Origin of the sequence: Pelagimonas sp., assembly GCF_050633425.1 — a bacterium.
Taxonomy (GTDB): Bacteria; Pseudomonadota; Alphaproteobacteria; order Rhodobacterales; family Rhodobacteraceae; genus Pelagimonas.
In genome coordinates, this window is sequence record NZ_JBOEGM010000039.1 from 94864 (window position 1) to 110916 (window position 16053).

General features: G+C 56.5%; 15 protein-coding genes. 12 read left to right on the forward strand and 3 right to left on the reverse strand.

Annotated elements, in window-relative coordinates; genetic code table 11:
- The first annotated feature begins 45 nt into the window (after positions 1-45).
- The 8 genes from ACRBB0_RS25125 to ACRBB0_RS25160 all read left to right on the forward strand — a co-directional run bounded on the left by ACRBB0_RS25125 (position 46) and on the right by ACRBB0_RS25160 (position 6614).
- Positions 46-1110, forward strand: coding sequence for an ABC transporter ATP-binding protein (locus ACRBB0_RS25125; protein WP_431377222.1), 1065 nt, complete (start codon positions 46-48; stop codon positions 1108-1110).
- 1 nt (position 1111) lies between these two features.
- Positions 1112-2197, forward strand: coding sequence for an ABC transporter ATP-binding protein (locus ACRBB0_RS25130; RefSeq protein ID WP_431377223.1), 1086 nt, complete (start codon positions 1112-1114; stop codon positions 2195-2197).
- Entirely contained in the window at positions 2194-3057 is an 864-nt protein-coding gene (locus tag ACRBB0_RS25135; protein ID WP_431377224.1) for a carbohydrate ABC transporter permease, read from the forward strand. The genes ACRBB0_RS25130 and ACRBB0_RS25135 overlap by 4 nt, the downstream gene beginning before the upstream one ends.
- A gap of 11 nt (positions 3058-3068) precedes the next feature.
- Positions 3069-3866 carry a carbohydrate ABC transporter permease gene (locus tag ACRBB0_RS25140; RefSeq protein WP_431377225.1) on the forward strand — a complete coding sequence of 266 codons (798 nt, stop codon included), beginning with the start codon at positions 3069-3071 and terminating at the stop codon, positions 3864-3866.
- Complete coding sequence (locus tag ACRBB0_RS25145; RefSeq protein ID WP_431377239.1) at positions 3866-4144, forward strand: DUF2160 domain-containing protein; 279 nt, start codon at positions 3866-3868, stop codon at positions 4142-4144. Before ACRBB0_RS25140 ends, ACRBB0_RS25145 begins: the two co-directional genes overlap by 1 nt.
- Positions 4145-4348: 204 nt before the next feature.
- Positions 4349-4747 (forward strand): BlaI/MecI/CopY family transcriptional regulator, encoded by a 399-nt coding sequence (locus ACRBB0_RS25150; protein WP_431377226.1) that lies wholly within the window; start codon positions 4349-4351, stop codon positions 4745-4747.
- A complete protein-coding gene (locus ACRBB0_RS25155; protein WP_431377227.1) occupies positions 4737-5873 on the forward strand; it encodes a M56 family metallopeptidase in 1137 nt (378 codons plus the stop codon). The genes ACRBB0_RS25150 and ACRBB0_RS25155 overlap by 11 nt, the downstream gene beginning before the upstream one ends.
- 57 nt (positions 5874-5930) lie before the next feature.
- The gene (locus ACRBB0_RS25160) at positions 5931-6614 is read left to right on the forward strand and encodes a UTRA domain-containing protein (RefSeq protein WP_431377228.1); all 684 of its coding nucleotides are present in this window, start codon (positions 5931-5933) and stop codon (positions 6612-6614) included.
- Here the strand turns inward: ACRBB0_RS25160 and ACRBB0_RS25165 are convergent.
- Positions 6611-8002 (reverse strand): formimidoylglutamate deiminase, encoded by a 1392-nt coding sequence (locus tag ACRBB0_RS25165; RefSeq protein WP_431377229.1) that lies wholly within the window; start codon positions 8000-8002, stop codon positions 6611-6613. The genes ACRBB0_RS25160 and ACRBB0_RS25165 overlap by 4 nt on opposite strands.
- A gap of 82 nt (positions 8003-8084) precedes the next feature.
- On the opposite strand from ACRBB0_RS25165, the gene hutI reads away from it, so the two are divergent.
- The 4 genes from hutI to hutU are packed head-to-tail and all read left to right on the forward strand — an operon-like array spanning position 8085 to position 13259.
- Positions 8085-9269 carry an imidazolonepropionase gene (gene hutI / locus ACRBB0_RS25170; RefSeq protein WP_431377230.1) on the forward strand — a complete coding sequence of 395 codons (1185 nt, stop codon included), beginning with the start codon at positions 8085-8087 and terminating at the stop codon, positions 9267-9269.
- Positions 9266-10801: a histidine ammonia-lyase gene (gene hutH, locus ACRBB0_RS25175; protein WP_431377231.1), complete on the forward strand. Its 1536-nt coding sequence runs from the start codon at positions 9266-9268 to the stop codon at positions 10799-10801. The genes hutI and hutH overlap by 4 nt, the downstream gene beginning before the upstream one ends.
- On the forward strand, positions 10798-11598 hold the full coding sequence (hutG, locus tag ACRBB0_RS25180) for an N-formylglutamate deformylase (RefSeq protein WP_431377232.1): 801 nt from the start codon (positions 10798-10800) through the stop codon (positions 11596-11598). The genes hutH and hutG overlap by 4 nt, the downstream gene beginning before the upstream one ends.
- Entirely contained in the window at positions 11595-13259 is a 1665-nt protein-coding gene (gene hutU / locus ACRBB0_RS25185) for a urocanate hydratase (RefSeq protein ID WP_431377233.1), read from the forward strand. The genes hutG and hutU overlap by 4 nt, the downstream gene beginning before the upstream one ends.
- Before the next feature lie 20 nt (positions 13260-13279).
- Here hutU and ACRBB0_RS25190 read toward each other — a convergent pair whose 3' ends face one another.
- Both ACRBB0_RS25190 and ACRBB0_RS25195 read right to left on the reverse strand, forming a co-directional pair.
- A complete protein-coding gene (locus ACRBB0_RS25190; protein WP_431377234.1) occupies positions 13280-13471 on the reverse strand; it encodes a hypothetical protein in 192 nt (63 codons plus the stop codon).
- Positions 13472-15433, reverse strand: a complete 1962-nt coding sequence (locus ACRBB0_RS25195) for an ATP-binding protein (RefSeq protein WP_431377235.1) — start codon at positions 15431-15433, stop codon at positions 13472-13474. It abuts the gene before it with no gap.
- Positions 15434-16053 lie beyond the last annotated feature (620 nt).

Consider the following 16053-nt stretch of genomic DNA (forward strand, 5'->3'; position numbering starts at 1 on the left):
CCGGCCCATCCCCCCGGGGGGCATAGGTGAAAGGAGTAGCGCCTTATGGCACTCGAACTCAGACAGGTGACCAAACGGGTTGGCGGCGATCTGCACATCAAACCTGTGTCCCTGACCCTTGAGACTGGTCACTTTAACGTGCTTTTGGGCGCAACCGGATCTGGCAAGACCTCGCTGATTAAGCTGATGGCCGGCCTTGACCCTATCGCCTCGGGCAATGTGCTTATGGACGGGACCGATGTCACCAAGCTCAGCACGCAAAAGCGCAAGATCAGCCTCGTCCATCAGTTTTTCATCAACTATCCGCATATGACAGTCCGTGAAAATATCGCGTCCCCCTTGCGGGTTGCGGGCATGACCAAATCCGAGCTGGAAGGCCGCGTCGAAGAAGCCGCGAGCCTGTTGCAGTTGGGGCCGATGTTGGATCGGCGCCCACATGAATTGTCCGGTGGTCAGCAACAACGCTGCGCTCTGGCCCGCGCAATTGCCAAGGAAAGCCGGGCGGTATTCCTCGACGAACCCCTTGCAAACCTTGACTATAAGCTGCGCGAAGAGCTGCGGGCGCAATTGCCCGAATTGTTTGCCGGGCGTGGCGCGGTGGTGGTTTATGCCACATCGGAACCTGAAGAAGCGCTGATGCTGGGTGGGCAAACCGCATTGATGGATGACGGTCGGGTTACACAATTTGGCACCACGGCAGATATCTATCGCAACCCCGAAAACGTACAGGCGGCAGCGGTGTTCTCCGATCCGCCCATCAACACCGCGCCGGTGGTCAAGCAAGGCGATCAGGTGATGCTGAATGCTGGTGTGAGCTGGTCTTTGTCCGGTGATGCCGCCGGGCTGAGCGATGGGGACTATACGGTCGCGATCCGTCCGCATCATGTTTTGCCAGTGGCCAATACTGACACGACTGTCCGTCTTTCGGGCCGCGTTCAGGTGACCGAATTGACTGGTTCAGAATCCAGTGCACATTTTGGAATGGGGCAGGGGTCGTGGGTTTCACTCTCTCATGGCGTGCATCCCTACGAGGTCGGCGAGTTGCATGAATTCCATATGAACCCTTCGGAGTGCTACTTCTTTGCACCCGATGGCACACGGGTGGCGTAACATGGCTAAAATCACTCTTTCACAGCTGCGTCACAGCTATTACCCTAACCCCAAAGATCCGTCGGATTATGCGCTCAAGGAGATTGATCTTGATTGGTCCGATGGGGGTGCTTATGCGCTTCTTGGCCCATCGGGATGCGGGAAATCCACCTTGCTGAATATCATTTCGGGCCTGTTGGTCCCCTCCGAAGGGCGCATCTTGTTTGATGGCCAAGACGTGACCGAACTGGCCCCCGACAAGCGCAATATCGCGCAGGTTTTCCAGTTTCCGGTGATCTATGACACAATGACGGTCTACGACAATTTGGCCTTTCCCCTGCGCAACCGTGGTCGTGATGAGGCGACTGTGCGGAACCGTGTCATGGCCATAGCCGAGATGCTGGAAGTCACCGATATGCTTGAGCAAAAAGCTGCGGGCCTGTCGCCTGATAACAAGCAAAAGATTTCCATGGGGCGCGGTTTGGTGCGCGAAGACGTCAATGTTGTGATGTTTGACGAACCTCTGACCGTGATCGACCCGCATCTGAAATGGAAGCTGCGCTCCAAGCTCAAAGAACTTCACCAACGCGTCAAAGCGACGATGATTTACGTGACACACGACCAAACCGAAGCGTTGACCTTTGCCGATCAGGTGGTGGTGATGCAAGACGGAGAAGTGGTTCAGATCGGAACACCGGTTGAGCTGTTTGAACGGCCTGCGCATACTTTTGTCGGCCATTTCATTGGCTCTCCGGGAATGAATGTTTTGCCATGCGATGTTCAGGGGGGACGGGCGATATTGGCGGGGCAGCCGGTTCCGCTCGAAGGGGCAATAACGGGCGCGCCGACTGGCAAAACCGAGATTGGCGTGCGGCCGGAATTTGTGACTTTGGGCGATGCGGGTCTACCAGCGAAAGTCACCAAAGTATCTGATCTTGGTCGCCATATGGTTGTTGAGTGTGACCTGTCCGGCACCCGCGTACATGCGGTGATTTCCGGCCAGCCCCCGGAAATTGGCACAACGGTTCATTTGCAATTCCGTCCCGATCAGACCCGGCTTTATGTCGATGGTTGGATCGCAACAACAGCCCAGGAGGCCGCAGCATGAAAACCGAGAATAACAAAGGCTGGTTCTTCGTCGCCCCGGTGCTGTTGCTGGTGGCTTTCAACGCGTTGATCCCGATGATGACGGTGGTCAACTATTCGGTGCAAGAGACCTTTGGAGATAACCTGTTTTTCTGGCAAGGTCTTGATTGGTTTGAGCAAATCCTGAGATCGGACCGGTTCCATGCGGCGTTGGGGCGTCAGTTCCTGTTCACCTTTTTGATCCTGATTATCGAAATCCCGTTGGGCATTGCCATCGCGCTTGCGATGCCGCGCAAGGGTTTTTGGGTGCCGGTTTGCCTTGTGACCATGGCCTTGCCGATGTTGATCCCGTGGAACGTGGTTGGGGCGATGTGGAACATCTTCACCCTGCCGGATATCGGGTTGCTTGGATATTTCCTCAACCATGTTCTGGGCATCAGTTATGACATGACCCAAGACCCATTCGCCGCTTGGGTGACCATCATCACCATGGATGTGTGGCATTGGACGTCGCTGGTGGTTTTGCTGGCCTATGCCGGTCTGGTGTCGATCCCCGATGCCTATTACCAAGCCGCCAAAATCGACGGTGCCAGCAATTGGAGCGTGTTCCGGTTCATTCAATTGCCCAAGATGAAGAACGTTTTGACCATCGCTATCCTATTGAGATTTATGGACAGTTTCAACATCTACACAGAGCCGTTTGTTCTCACTGGTGGCGGGCCCGGCAATTCGACGACGCTGCTTTCCATTGATCTGGTGAAAATCGCCCTTGGTCAGTTTGACCTCGGCCCGGCGGCGGCCATGAGCCTGATCTACTTCGCAATCACCCTTTTGGTCAGCTGGCTGTTCTACACGCTGATGACCAAAGACGACCTGAACTGAGGGCCGATCCGATGCAAAAACGATCCATCGTTCCCATCGTCTATATCCTCTTCTTGCTGTTGCCGATCTATTGGCTCGTAGCGATGAGCTTTAAGACGACCAATGAAATCCTGTCCGGATTTTCCCTGTTTCCCCAGACTTTTACGCTGGAAAACTACAAGGTGATCTTTACTGATCCCAGCTGGTATTGGGGTTATATCAACTCGATCATCTACGTGTCGCTGAACACGGTGATTTCGGTGGCTGTGGCGCTTCCGGCGGCCTATGCCTTCTCGCGTTACCGGTTCCTTGGTGACAAACAGCTGTTCTTTTGGCTGCTCACAAACCGCATGGCCCCGGCCGCCGTTTTCGCGCTGCCCTTCTTTCAGCTCTACTCAGCTGTGGGTTTGTTTGACACGCATCTGGCCGTTGCCTTGGCCCATTGCCTGTTCAACATTCCGCTGGCGGTTTGGATCCTCGAAGGGTTCATGGGCGGCATTCCCAAAGAACTGGACGAAACAGCCTTTGTCGACGGCTATAGCTTCCCAAGGTTCTTTGCGACGATCTTTGTTCCGTCAATCAAGGCCGGTGTCGGGGTCGCAGCGTTCTTTTGCTTCATGTTCTCATGGGTGGAATTGCTGCTGGCCAAAACACTCACCGCGGTGGCTGCAAAACCCATTGCCGCAACCATGACCAAGACCGCATCAAGCGCGGGGTATGAGCTGGGGCTGTTGGCAGCTGCGGGGACTTTGACAATCATTCCGGGCGCTATCGTGATCTATTTTGTCCGCAACTATATCGCGAAGGGTTTCGCGATGGGGAGGGTATGATGTTTTCATGGATGGCATGGACCTGGCCGACAGCACTGATTTTTATCGGTATTTTCACCGCGATTGGAATTTTGATCGCGATTGAAATCCGCACACCAGGTGGAGATGAGCGCAAAGGTGTGCTCGGGTTGACCACAACCCGCGGCGACCGATTGTTCATCGCGCTGCTTGGCACCAGCTACATTTTTCTGGCGTGGTTGGGATTGGTGGGGCAGCCCGTCTGGGCACCGCTGGGCCTGTCGATTTTCTGGGGCGGTTTCTGTTTCTGGAAAGTCTGACCGCAAAAACTCCGGTGTGCTTTCGGGCGCATCGGCCTCTCTTGATCTCACCCGATCAACCTTGGGTGGGATTGGCGGGAGAAGCGGCCCTAAAGGCCTGAAGGGGCTGGCTGCAACCGGCTTCGACTAAAGAAATAGTTTTGCCCTTCGGCAATGTTCGTATATGTTCGCCCGAACACCTGATTTGACTGGAAACCAACGCGTATGCGCAAGAAACAAGACAAATCCCTTCTGACCGAGGTCGAGCTCGAGTTCATGAACGTGATTTGGGACCTCGGGGCAGGCACTGTTCGCGAGATCCATTCCAAGGCCAATGCGGCTCAGGAACGCGCATATACATCGGTGGCGACTGTGCTCAAAATCATGGAACAGAAAGGGTTCTTGACCAGTGATCGCCGCGAGCGGTCGTTGGTCTACAAGCCCTCAGTGCCAAAGGCAGACTACCAAAAGGCAAGCCTTAAAAACCTATCAAGCAAGCTTTTCAACGATGCCCCTGCAACTCTGGTTGCGCGCCTTGTGGAGGACGAGGACGTGACCGATGAGATGCTCAAGGAGATGCGGGCGCTGCTAGAGGAAAGGTTGGGGGAGGACAATGAACGCTGATGCTGTTCTGAATGCTTATATCGACTTAAATCTGCTGCTTGCGGCCGGCGTGACAGTTTGGTTGGCGCTCCGATGGGCCTTGTCAAAATCGGCGTTGGGGTTGGAGTTCATCCAGCAACAAAACCTGTTGAACTGGATGATTGCGGGTCTTGTGGCAGCGCCTTTTGCGGCGGACATGCTGAACGGAAGGGTCATCACACATGCGCCGAACCTGTCGGATATGTTGGTGTCTCAATACTTATCGGGCAATGTGGGGATGAGCGCGACAGCCTTTGAGGGGCTGCTGGGCGCGCGCGAAGCTTTTGAACGCGATTTCCTGTTGGGGCAATCTCCCTTGGTATTGACGTTATGGGCGCTTTTGGGGGCGGGGGCGGTGTTTTCGCTGCTGTTCACGGCACGGGCTGCATCAAAGCTGCGCGGGATTTTAAAAGGGGCCTATGTGTTGCGCAAAATCGGCCGGGTTCAATTGCTTGTCTCGGACACAACGCGGGTGGCGTTCGCGACACGCGGGCTGCGCAACCGCTATGTGGTTTTACCATCGGGCATGTTGCAAACGGGGGCCGATTTACGGCTGGTCGTGGCGCATGAGCTTCAACATTTCCGTCATCGTGACGTTGAAATTGAGTTTGTGTTTGAGGCGTTGCGCCCCTTTTTGTTCTGGAATCCGGCGTTTTTCATGTGGCGGCAAGAGACCCGCGCGATGCGTGAATATGCCTGTGATCAGGCATTGGTGCGTCGGCATGGGTTTGACGCGAGGGCGTATTGCGAATGTCTTATCCGCGCCTGCGAAACGGCGCTCAAGGCCCGGCGCGGGGCACATTTGTCGACGCCAACCGTCGGGTTGGTTGATCTGCGCAATGCCCGGCGCGGGGCAACTCTCAAGCGCCGGATCGTCGCGGCCACGGCGACCCGCCGGGCCGATAACACCCGTGTGGGCTGGTTGATGCTGTTGGCGGCGTTGCTGACGCTGAGTTTTGCCACGGCTTTGCTCATCCAGCGCCCAGCGGATTGGAGCCATGACCGACTGATGCTGTCGACCATCGTCAATCTGGAACGCATGGCGGCGCGCAATGCGGCCCCGGCCCAAGCCGACTTGCCTGCCGGGTTTGTTTTTTCTGCTTACTGACACCCTCTATTTTGTCTGCGCTTTAATGTGTAAAGTGCAGACAAAAGGGGTGGTGTGATGAGTTATAAAGACATCAAGGAAGACGTGTTGCGCCGCATCACCTCGGGGCAATGGCCGCCGGGGCATTTGATGCCAAGCGAGCTTGAACTATGCGATGAATATGGCAGCGCACGGGCGACGGTGAACCGGGCGCTCCGCGAGCTGGCGGATGAAGGTGTTTTGGACCGCAAACGCAAGTCCGGGACGCGGGTGCGCAGAGCGCCTTTGCGGCAGGCTCGTTTTGATATCCCGTTGACACGGTTGGAAATTGAGGGGCGCGGTGCGGCCTATCGCTATGCCTTGGTGGCGCGGGACCTGTGCCTTGCGCCGGATTGGTTGCGGGCGCGAATGGCACTTGGGGCGGGGGTCAAAGTATTACATCTGACGTGTATGCATTACGCGGACGGCGCGCCGTTTCAGCATGAGGATCGGTGGATCAATCTCGCGGCTTTGCCACAGGCAGAGGATTCGGATTTTACCGAAACTGGCCCCAATGAATGGTTGGTCGAGACCATTCCGTTTTCTGATGTTGAAATCGGTTTTGGGGCCGTGGTTGCCGACGCGGCTTTGGCGGAATTTATGGGCTGTACGACGGGCGAAGCGTTGTTTCAAACCGAGCGGTCGACATGGTTTGACGGGCAGCCAGTGACCTTTGTACGCCTGTGTTTTCAGGCCGGTTACCGCATGACTACCCGCTATTAAAGCCCATCGCGCAGCGGTTTGATCGCCTTGCGGTAGGCGGCTGTGATGGCATCGCGGGCGATATGCTGTCTGTCTTGCACGACATGGCGTCCGGCGCTCCAGACATCGCGGACCATGTCGTTTCCGCCAGCAAAAACAAAGGTATCCAGCGCGGTATTGGGGCTTAAGTCGGCCAGATCCGGGTGAGACATGTCCAGTGCCAGAAGATCGGCCCAAGCCCCAACTTCGATCCTGCCGGAACCACGCCCGGCGGCTTGGGCACCACCTGCCGCCGCGGCCTGAAAAATGCGCCGACCGGTTGAAAGCTGGCGGGTTGCCAGGGCGGCACGGCTGTGATCGCGCAGGCGTTGGGAGGTGTCGAGCTGGCGGAGTTCTTCGGCCAGAGAAATGCGGATGTTGCTGTCAGAGCCGATGGCCATACGCCCACCGTTTTCAAACCAACGCACCCCATCAAAAATACCGTCACCAAGGCTTGCTTCGGTCAAAGGACAAAGGCCCGCCACCGCCCCGGTTTGGGCCATGTCGCAGGTTTCCTGTGGTGTCATTTGGGTTAGGTGGATCAGGCTCCAATTTGGGCCAATAGGAAGGTTGTCGAGCGCCCATTCGACCGGTCGGGCCCCATAGGCGGCTTGAACTTCTGCAACTTCGGGAAGCTGTTCGGCGAGATGCATATGAACCGGCCCCCCCTGTGCGAGTTCGGCAATGGCCTGCACGTCGCGGGCGGCAACGGCGCGCAGCGAATGCGGCGCGGTGCCGGTTTGGCAATCATCGGGCAGCATGCGCACGGCGTTTCTTACGGCGCTCATGAGCTGTGAATATCGGTCGAGATCATTGCCAAACCGGCGTTGCCCACGGCCCAAAGCGCGGCCATCGCAGCCACCGTATTGATACATGACCGGCAGCAAAGTTAGACCGATGCCGCTGATGTCGGCGGCAGCGATGATGCGCGCAGACAATTCCGCGAGATCATCATAGGGCTGGCCGCTGGGCTGGTGGTGCAGGTAGTGGAATTCCACCGAGGCGCCAAATCCGGCCTCAAGCATTTCCATTTGAGCATAAGCGGTTATGGCTTGGACCTGGAGCGGGGTCAGGTGATCTAGAAAGCGAAACATGAGCTGGCGCCACGTCCAAAAACTATCCTGCCCCGAAGGGCCACGCGCCTCGGAGAGGCCTGCCATGGCGCGCTGAAACCCATGACTATGGCCGTTGGCCGGTGCGGGAAGCAGCAACGCGGCTTGATGACCGTTGGCCAGATGACCGTCGGCTGGGGCATTCGCGATGATCCTGGTGATTTTGCCCATGCTCAAGGTGAGCTGAACATTGCTTTGCCACTCATTCCCGACCAACGCGGTTTTGGCCCAAACTGTTGTTGTCTGATCTTGACTCATTTTCTCGACTCGCTTTATGTCTATACATAAGCATTAAATGATTGCGTTAATCAACCCGCGAAAACCGATGAAGTGAGACACCATGCTTTTGACAAACTGCCACGTGGCGACGCTGACCGGTGAGGAGCCCTATGGTTTGATTGCGGATGCGGCGATCAAGATCGAGGGCGGTCTGATCACCTGGGTTGGGGCGTCTTCGCAGGCCCCACGTTCTTCTGAGGTGACGGATTTGGGCGGGCGATTGGTGACGCCGGGGTTGATTGATTGCCACACGCATTTGGTGTTTGGCGGCGATCGCGCCGATGAATTTGAAATGCGCCTGAATGGAGCAAGTTACGAAGAGATCGCGCGTGCAGGTGGCGGTATTTTATCGACTTTGACAGCGACAAGAGCCGCCACAGACGCCGAGCTGTTGCAAGGGGCGCTGGTGAGGTTGGATGCGTTGATCGCCGAAGGGGTGACAACGGTTGAAGTCAAGTCAGGCTATGGGCTTGAGGCCGAGACGGAACTGCGCATGTTGCGGGTGGCGCGGGCCTTGGAAGAGCATCGCGATGTGACAGTCCGCACCAGTTATTTGGCAGCGCATGCGGTGCCGCCGGAGTATGTGCACAGGGCTGATGCCTATCTGGATGAGGTGGTTTTGCCAGTCATGGCGCGTGGTGCCCAAGAAGGGTTGATCGACGCGGTTGATGGGTTCTGCGAGGGCATTGCCTTTGGCCCCGATCAGATTGAACGGGTGTTTAAGGCCGCCAAGACTCTGAATTTGCCGGTAAAGTTACATGCCGAGCAGCTTAGCCATCAGGGCGGAACCGCTCTTGCGGCGCGATATGGTGCTCTGTCGGTTGATCATCTGGAATATGCAACTGCGGCTGATGCATCGGCGATGGCTCAGGCCGGATCGGTGGCGGTCTTGTTGCCCGGCGCGTTTTATACTCTGGGCGAGACGCAACTGCCGCCGGTTCAAGCGTTTCGGGATCATGGCGTGCCCATGGCCCTGGCCACAGATTGCAATCCGGGCAGCGCGCCTTTGACCTCGCTTCTCCTCGCTATGAATATGGGATGCACGCTGTTTCGGATGACACCAGAGGAGGCTCTGGCCGGGGTGACGCGGTATGCGGCCAAGGCATTGGGGCGCTTGGATCGCGGCGTGATTGCTGCCGGAAACCGCGCCGACCTCGCGGTGTGGGACGTGCAGAAACCCGCAGAGTTGGCATATCGGATCGGGTTTAACCCGCTGTTCAAACGGATCAAAGGAGGCGTGTTGTGACGCTGGAACTGTTGCCGGGTGAGACCGGATTGACTGTCTTGGAAACCCTGTGGCGTGCGGGGCAAGCGCCGCGTTTGACGCGCAATGCCCGTCCTGCGGTTGAGGCGGCGGCGGATTTGGTGCGCCGCGCCAGTGACGGGGATGAGGCGGTTTATGGCGTCAACACTGGTTTTGGCAAATTGGCCAGCATCAAGATCGCGCCCCAAGACACCGCGACGCTGCAACGCAATCTGATCCTCAGCCATTGTTGCGGGGTTGGGGCTCGGTTGGACAGGTCAACAACCCGGCTCATGATGGCGCTGAAATTACTGTCTTTGGGACGTGGGGCGTCCGGGGTTCCCTGGAGCACAATTGAGATGATCGAGGCGCTGCTAGAGCGTGGAGTCACGCCGGTTGTGCCCGGGCAAGGTTCTGTCGGGGCATCGGGGGATTTGGCCCCGTTGGCGCATATGGCGGCGGTAATGATCGGGGCCGGCGAGGCCGAGTTTGACGGAGCGATCTTGCCGGGGGCCGAGGCACTGGCAGAAGCCGGTTTGACGCCGATCACCTTGGGGGCAAAGGAAGGTTTGGCGCTGATCAATGGCACCCAGTTTTCGACCGCTTGTGCCTTGGTCGGATTGTGGGGCGCGTGGGATAATCTACGCGCTGCGGTGGTGACCGGCGCATTGTCAACGGATGCGATTATGGGCTCAACCGCGCCTTTGGTCGATGATATTCACACCCTGCGTGGCCATGCCGGTCAAATCGCCTTTGCGCGTGCACAACGAGCCCTTTTGGAAGGGTCGGAGATCCGCGAAAGCCACCGAGAGGGCGATACAAGGGTGCAGGATCCGTATTGCATTCGCTGTCAGCCACAGGTGGTGGGTGCGGCGATGGACGTGTTGCGCTTTGCCGCCCGCACGCTTGAGATCGAAGCCAATGCGGTCACAGATAACCCGCTGGTTTTGGTCAATGAGGGGCGCATCGTCTCGGGGGGGAACTTCCATGCCGAGCCAGTGGGGTTTGCCGCCGATCAGATTGCGGTTGCCCTGTCCGAAATTGGGGCGATTGCACAGCGGCGGATTGCCTTGATGGTTGACCCAAGCCTGAGTTTTGATTTGCCGCCGTTTTTGACGCCCAAACCTGGGCTGAATTCCGGGTTGATGATCGCCGAGGTGACCACCGCGGCGTTGATGAGTGAAAACAAACATCTCGCCAATCCTTGCACAACGGATTCCACCCCGACCTCAGCCAACCAAGAGGACCATGTCAGCATGGCAGCCCATGCCGCGCGCCGGTTAGGGCGCATGAATGACAACCTTGCTGGGATTTTGGGGGTCGAGGCGATTTGTGCGGTTCAAGGTATTGAATTTAGGTTGCCTTTGCAGACGTCTAAGCCCTTGCAAGCGGCCTGTACGACGCTGCGAAACGCGATCCCGGCTTTGACGGAGGATCGGTTTTTGGCCCCTGATTTGGCAAAAGCCAGCGAGATGATTTTGTCTGGCGCGTTTGTCCACGGGTTGGAATTGCCTAGGCTGGAGGCACTGGCATGACCCCGGTTTCGGTGATCGAAGGTGCGGGGCCGGTGATTTTGGGGGTGCCGCATGCAGGTACGTTTTTGCCCCCTGATGTGCGCGCCGGGTTAAACTCCCGAGGGCGCGTTTTGGCGGACACCGATTGGCATGTGGATCAGCTTTATGAGGGGGTTCTGTCCGGGGCGACAACGGTCCGGGCCAATTTCCATCGCTACGTGATTGATGCCAACCGAGACCCCAACGGGGTGAGTCTGTATCCCGGTCAAAACACCACGGGCCTGGTGCCGATGACGGACTTTGACGGGGAGGATATTTGGGAAGTGCCACCGGATTCTGCCCAGATCGAGGCGCGGCGTATGGCGTTTCATGCGCCCTATCACGCCGCCCTCGAAGCGCAAATGGAGCGGGTGTCTGCGATCCATGGGGTGGCGATTTTGTTCGACTGTCATTCGATCCGCAGCACGATCCCATTTCTGTTTGACGGGTGTCTGCCAGACTTAAACATCGGCACCAATTTGGGGGTGACTTGTGATCCTCAGGTTGAGGCAGCGGTCAGCCAGCGCTGTGAGGCAGCGACCGGGTATCGCACGGTTTTGAACGGCCGGTTCAAAGGCGGCTGGACCACCCGCCACTATGGCAAGCCGGACCGCAATCGCCACGCTCTTCAGCTAGAGCTGGCGCAATCCACCTATTTGCGCGCAGAGAGCCCGCCTTGGGAACTCGATCACGAAAAAGCAGGCAAGCTGCGCGCCCATCTCACTGATATATTGCAAGATTTGGCCGAGCTGGCCCCGCTTCTGAAAGGCTCTTCATGACTGATCCGCGTCACAATTCCCGCACCGTCATTGCTCCTACAGGGAGTGAGATTAGCGCCAAAAGCTGGCTGACCGAAGCACCGCTCCGGATGTTGATGAACAACTTGCATCCCGATGTTGCCGAGAATCCTAACGAGCTCGTGGTGTATGGCGGCATTGGCCGCGCCGCGCGCACCTGGAAGGATTTTGACGTGATCGTCGACAGCCTGAAAGGGCTTGAGGATGACGAGACACTGCTGGTGCAATCGGGCAAACCTGTCGGGGTGTTTCGCACCCATCGTGACGCGCCGCGCGTGCTCATCGCCAACAGCAATCTGGTTCCGCATTGGGCCAATTGGGATCACTTTAACGAACTCGATAAAAAGGGTTTGGCGATGTACGGCCAGATGACCGCCGGGTCATGGATTTACATCGGCTCGCAGGGGATCGTGCAGGGCACCTATGAGACCTTTATGGAGGCCGGGCGTCAGCATTATAAGGGCGACCTGGCAGGGCGGTGGATTTTGACCGGCGGCCTTGGCGGTATGGGCGGTGCCCAGCCCTTGGCCGCGGTGATGGCGGGGGCTTGTTGTCTGGCGGTGGAATGCGACGAGAAGAGCGCCGATTTCCGGCTGCGCACCGGCTATGTAGATGAAAAGACCGGTTCTTTGGATGAAGCATTGGCGCTGATTGAGCGCTGGACCAAGGCGGGAGAGGCAAAATCTGTGGCGTTGATCGGCAATGCTGCGGATGTTTTTCCGCAGATTTTGGCGCGGGGTGTGCGCCCTGATATTGTCACCGACCAGACCAGCGCCCATGATCCGGTAAACGGATATTTGCCCCAAGGTTGGAGCGTGGCCGAATGGCGTGCCAAGGCCGAAACGGCACCCAAGGAGGTCGAGACAGCGGCGCGGGCCAGCATGAAGGTGCAGGTCGCGGCGATGGTCGGGTTCCATAATCGCGGCGTGCCGACGGTGGATTATGGCAACAACATCAGGCAGATGGCACTAGAAGAGGGGTTGCAAGACGCCTTTGCCTTTCCCGGATTTGTGCCCGCCTATATCCGCCCTTTGTTTTGCAAGGGTATCGGGCCGTTTCGGTGGTGTGCGCTCTCGGGGGATCCGGAGGATATTTACAAAACCGATGCCAAGGTCAAAGAGTTGGTCGATGACCCGCATTTGCACAATTGGCTGGATATGGCGCGAGATCGGATTGCGTTTCAGGGCCTTCCTGCGCGGATTTGCTGGGTTGGCCTTGGGGTGCGGCACAAATTGGGCTTGGCGTTCAACGAGATGGTGCGCACTGGCGAATTGAGCGCGCCGGTGGTGATTGGCCGCGATCATTTGGACAGCGGGTCGGTGGCGTCGCCGAACCGTGAAACCGAGGCGATGCGCGATGGATCGGACGCGGTAAGCGATTGGCCCTTGTTAAATGCCTTGCTGAACACCGCGTCGGGGGCAACATGGGTGTCGTTGCATCACGGCGGTGGTGTTGGCATGGGATTCAGTCAACATTCCGGCATGGTGATTTGCTGTGATGGCAGCGCGGATGCGGATCGACGGATCGCCAATGTTTTGTGGAACGACCCAGCAACCGGAGTGATGCGCCACGCGGACGCCGGATATGATCTGGCCAAGGCCTGCGCTGTTGAGCACGGTCTGACATTGCCGGGGATTTTGTAAAGCCGAGCTATCTGGCCGGTTTAATGACTGCGTTCCAACACGGGTTTAAGCGCAGTCTCCAACGCATCCAAAAGGGCTTTGCGGGTGACGGGTTTCATCAACCGGATATCTTCGGGACGCAATCCGTTACCATGCACCGAGGCTTCACCCGCATAGCCTGACATAAAGACTGCCGGTAAATCCGGGTTCAAAGCGCGCAATCTGCGCGCCAATTACGTGCCCTGAAGCTTGCCCGGCATGACGATGTCAGTCAGCAAAAGGTCAAAGCATGGGTTTCGTTGGAAAATCTCATATGCTTCATCCCCGGATGAAGCAGAGACGACATTGTACCCGGCATTGGACAGGGTTGTGACCAAAAGGATCAGTAGCTCTGGTTCATCCTCGACCACCAAAACCATATGGCCGCTTTTGATATGCTTGGTTTGGCCAAAGCGTCTTGGCTTTTCAAGGACTTCTGTGGTTGTGCTGGTACGGAAATACAGCTTGAATGTGGTTCCTCTTCCCGGCTCGGAATAAACCCGTACTGTGCCGCCGGACTGACGCATAAACCCCAAAACCATCGACAGACCAAGGCCAGAGCCCTTGCCGGCAGGTTTGGTGGAAAAGAACGGTTCGAAAATGCGGTCCAGAATTTGTTTGGGGATACCGGCTCCGGTGTCGGAAATTGCCAAAAGCGTGTAGCGCCCCGGTGGCACCTCTTCACCGCGTTCCGAAATGTCATCGTCTTCGATACGCAGATTGGCTGTTTCGATGGTCAGTTTACCACCTTCGGGCATGGCATCGCGGGCATTGATCAGCAGGTTCAGGAGGGCGTTTTGCAAGGCGCTTGGATCAACTTCAACCGGCCATAGTCCGGCCAGAAGCGAAACTTCAACATCGACATTGGCGGGCAATGTGCGGCCAGCCCAGTTTTTGATATCACGCACGGTATCGTTTAAGTCGAGGACTTGCGGCGTCAGACGTGCGCGCCGGGCAAAGCTCAGCATGTTTTGCGTCAAATCGGACCCGCGTTGCACCGAGTCAGAAATTGTTTCGATCATTTCAAGCTGATCTGGGTCGTCGATACCGTCCCGCAACAGCTCGACATTGCCCAGAATAACAGCCAGCAAATTATTGAAATCATGTGCAACGCCGCCGCTCAATTTTCCCACGGCCTCAAGACGCTGAGATTGCGCAAGCTGCGCTTCCAGAAGTTGGCGTTCTTGTTCTGCGGTCTTGCGGTGGCGAATATCCACGGTGGTGAACAAGACCAAGCGACGCTCTCCGAGTGGCAGTTGGTTCAGAGACAGCTCACAAGGGATCGTATGACCAAAGGCGGGTTTTAGGTCAGTTTCGAGAACCTGGTGATCGCCGGTCACAGCGGCCAAAACGTGCATATGTAAACTGGTATCGGTGTCAGATTTTTGATCGCCCGCTGGCGGATTACAAAACAAATCCGAAACAGTCATGTTGTTGCAAAGCTGTTCAACAGAGTATCCGAAGAGGTTCGCCGCCGGAGAGTTGGCGTCGATAAACCTTTTTTCATCAAAGTCATAGATCAAAATAGCACCGGGCGAGTGTTCGATCAGCGCGTTGACTTCTTCATGGCGCCCTTTGAGTTGGCTATAGGTTTCAACCCAATAACATCTCAGTCGATGTGTCAAATAGACAGCGAGATAAGCAGTCTGCGCAAAGACAATTGCCGCGATGATCCAATTGGTCATATCGCTGTTGCGATCTATGATCAGTTGATCTGTTTGGATGATCCCCGCGACATGTAAATAGCCAACAATCAGGATGGTCGCCGTGATTAGCGACAAGGCTATAACGGCGTGTTTGTATGTCGATAACACGACAATGAACATTGGTATTACGAAGAAAACCATCAGCGCCGCGGCGCCTATGCCCAAAACCATCAAACCTGCGAGACAGCCCAGAAAGAGGAAAACCAAAACGATAGCTGAGGCGACCCTGATCGGTAATCTTTTTTGGAACACCAGCATGATAGCCAGAATGCTAATCATAACCATCTGAACGCCGGTGTGCAGCATGATGCCGTCGATTGCTATTCTGTAAGTGTTGACGAGCAAACCAACGGCGGCAACGATAGCTATGACGCGAAAGAGCGGGTCAAAATGGCCCCGCAGATCCTCTCTCAGGTCATCACCTTTGAGGCTGCCTGGATTATCTGGCATGCTCTTTTACTCTCAAATCATTTTGTCGCAAGGTATCGCAAGCCGATTGATCTCCAAAGAGAAAATGACACGTCATGTCGTTTTTAGAATATTTCTGCCGTGTATCTAAGCGCTATCTTTGTGTTTGTCGCCCTTCGAATGATCACGGCGCGACTGCTGAATGGGGCTGTTTTCGAGATGTGGCTGCCTTGGCGCAAGAACGGGTTGCGGCGGAGGATGGGGACGTTTTCGGCCATCAATTTCATTGTTTTTTGGCGGGCTTGACCCGAGGTCTCCCACCATATGTCGAACACTTGAGCCGGTTACAACGTTTGGCTCATGGCCTGTTTTTTACGTCGCCTTTCGGCGATGTTCCCGGCAGCGGTTCGTCTTTGGGTTGTTTCTTCGGTGGCGTGGGTGGGCACTTCCATAAGCGTGGATGTATTCTAACATATTGCTACAAAACAAAAATACCTGCATTGGTGCCTGCGTCGAAATGAGCGCGAGGTCCATGGATCAAAGTTGTTGCATTTGAAACGTTCTTATCTCAGACTGTTGTGGCATTGCATCTCTGAACCACAGTAGCCTGATGGTGGAAGAATCGTATGCGCGCTACATGAACACTGGGCCATTATTGAGGA

What these genes read in the sequence shown, in the direction of transcription:
- ACRBB0_RS25125 (WP_431377222.1), top strand. Translation starts at nt 46, where the DNA reads ATGGCACTCGAACTCAGACAGGTGACCAAACGGGTTGGCGGCGATCTG.
- ACRBB0_RS25130 (WP_431377223.1), top strand. Translation starts at nt 1,112, where the DNA reads ATGGCTAAAATCACTCTTTCACAGCTGCGTCACAGCTATTACCCTAAC.
- ACRBB0_RS25135 (WP_431377224.1), top strand. Translation starts at nt 2,194, where the DNA reads ATGAAAACCGAGAATAACAAAGGCTGGTTCTTCGTCGCCCCGGTGCTG.
- ACRBB0_RS25140 (WP_431377225.1), top strand. Translation starts at nt 3,069, where the DNA reads ATGCAAAAACGATCCATCGTTCCCATCGTCTATATCCTCTTCTTGCTG.
- ACRBB0_RS25145 (WP_431377239.1), top strand. Translation starts at nt 3,866, where the DNA reads ATGTTTTCATGGATGGCATGGACCTGGCCGACAGCACTGATTTTTATC.
- ACRBB0_RS25150 (WP_431377226.1), top strand. Translation starts at nt 4,349, where the DNA reads ATGCGCAAGAAACAAGACAAATCCCTTCTGACCGAGGTCGAGCTCGAG.
- ACRBB0_RS25155 (WP_431377227.1), top strand. Translation starts at nt 4,737, where the DNA reads ATGAACGCTGATGCTGTTCTGAATGCTTATATCGACTTAAATCTGCTG.
- ACRBB0_RS25160 (WP_431377228.1), top strand. Translation starts at nt 5,931, where the DNA reads ATGAGTTATAAAGACATCAAGGAAGACGTGTTGCGCCGCATCACCTCG.
- ACRBB0_RS25165 (WP_431377229.1), bottom strand. Translation starts at nt 8,002, where the DNA reads ATGAGTCAAGATCAGACAACAACAGTTTGGGCCAAAACCGCGTTGGTC.
- hutI (WP_431377230.1), top strand. Translation starts at nt 8,085, where the DNA reads ATGCTTTTGACAAACTGCCACGTGGCGACGCTGACCGGTGAGGAGCCC.
- hutG (WP_431377232.1), top strand. Translation starts at nt 10,798, where the DNA reads ATGACCCCGGTTTCGGTGATCGAAGGTGCGGGGCCGGTGATTTTGGGG.
- hutU (WP_431377233.1), top strand. Translation starts at nt 11,595, where the DNA reads ATGACTGATCCGCGTCACAATTCCCGCACCGTCATTGCTCCTACAGGG.
- ACRBB0_RS25195 (WP_431377235.1), bottom strand. Translation starts at nt 15,433, where the DNA reads ATGCCAGATAATCCAGGCAGCCTCAAAGGTGATGACCTGAGAGAGGAT.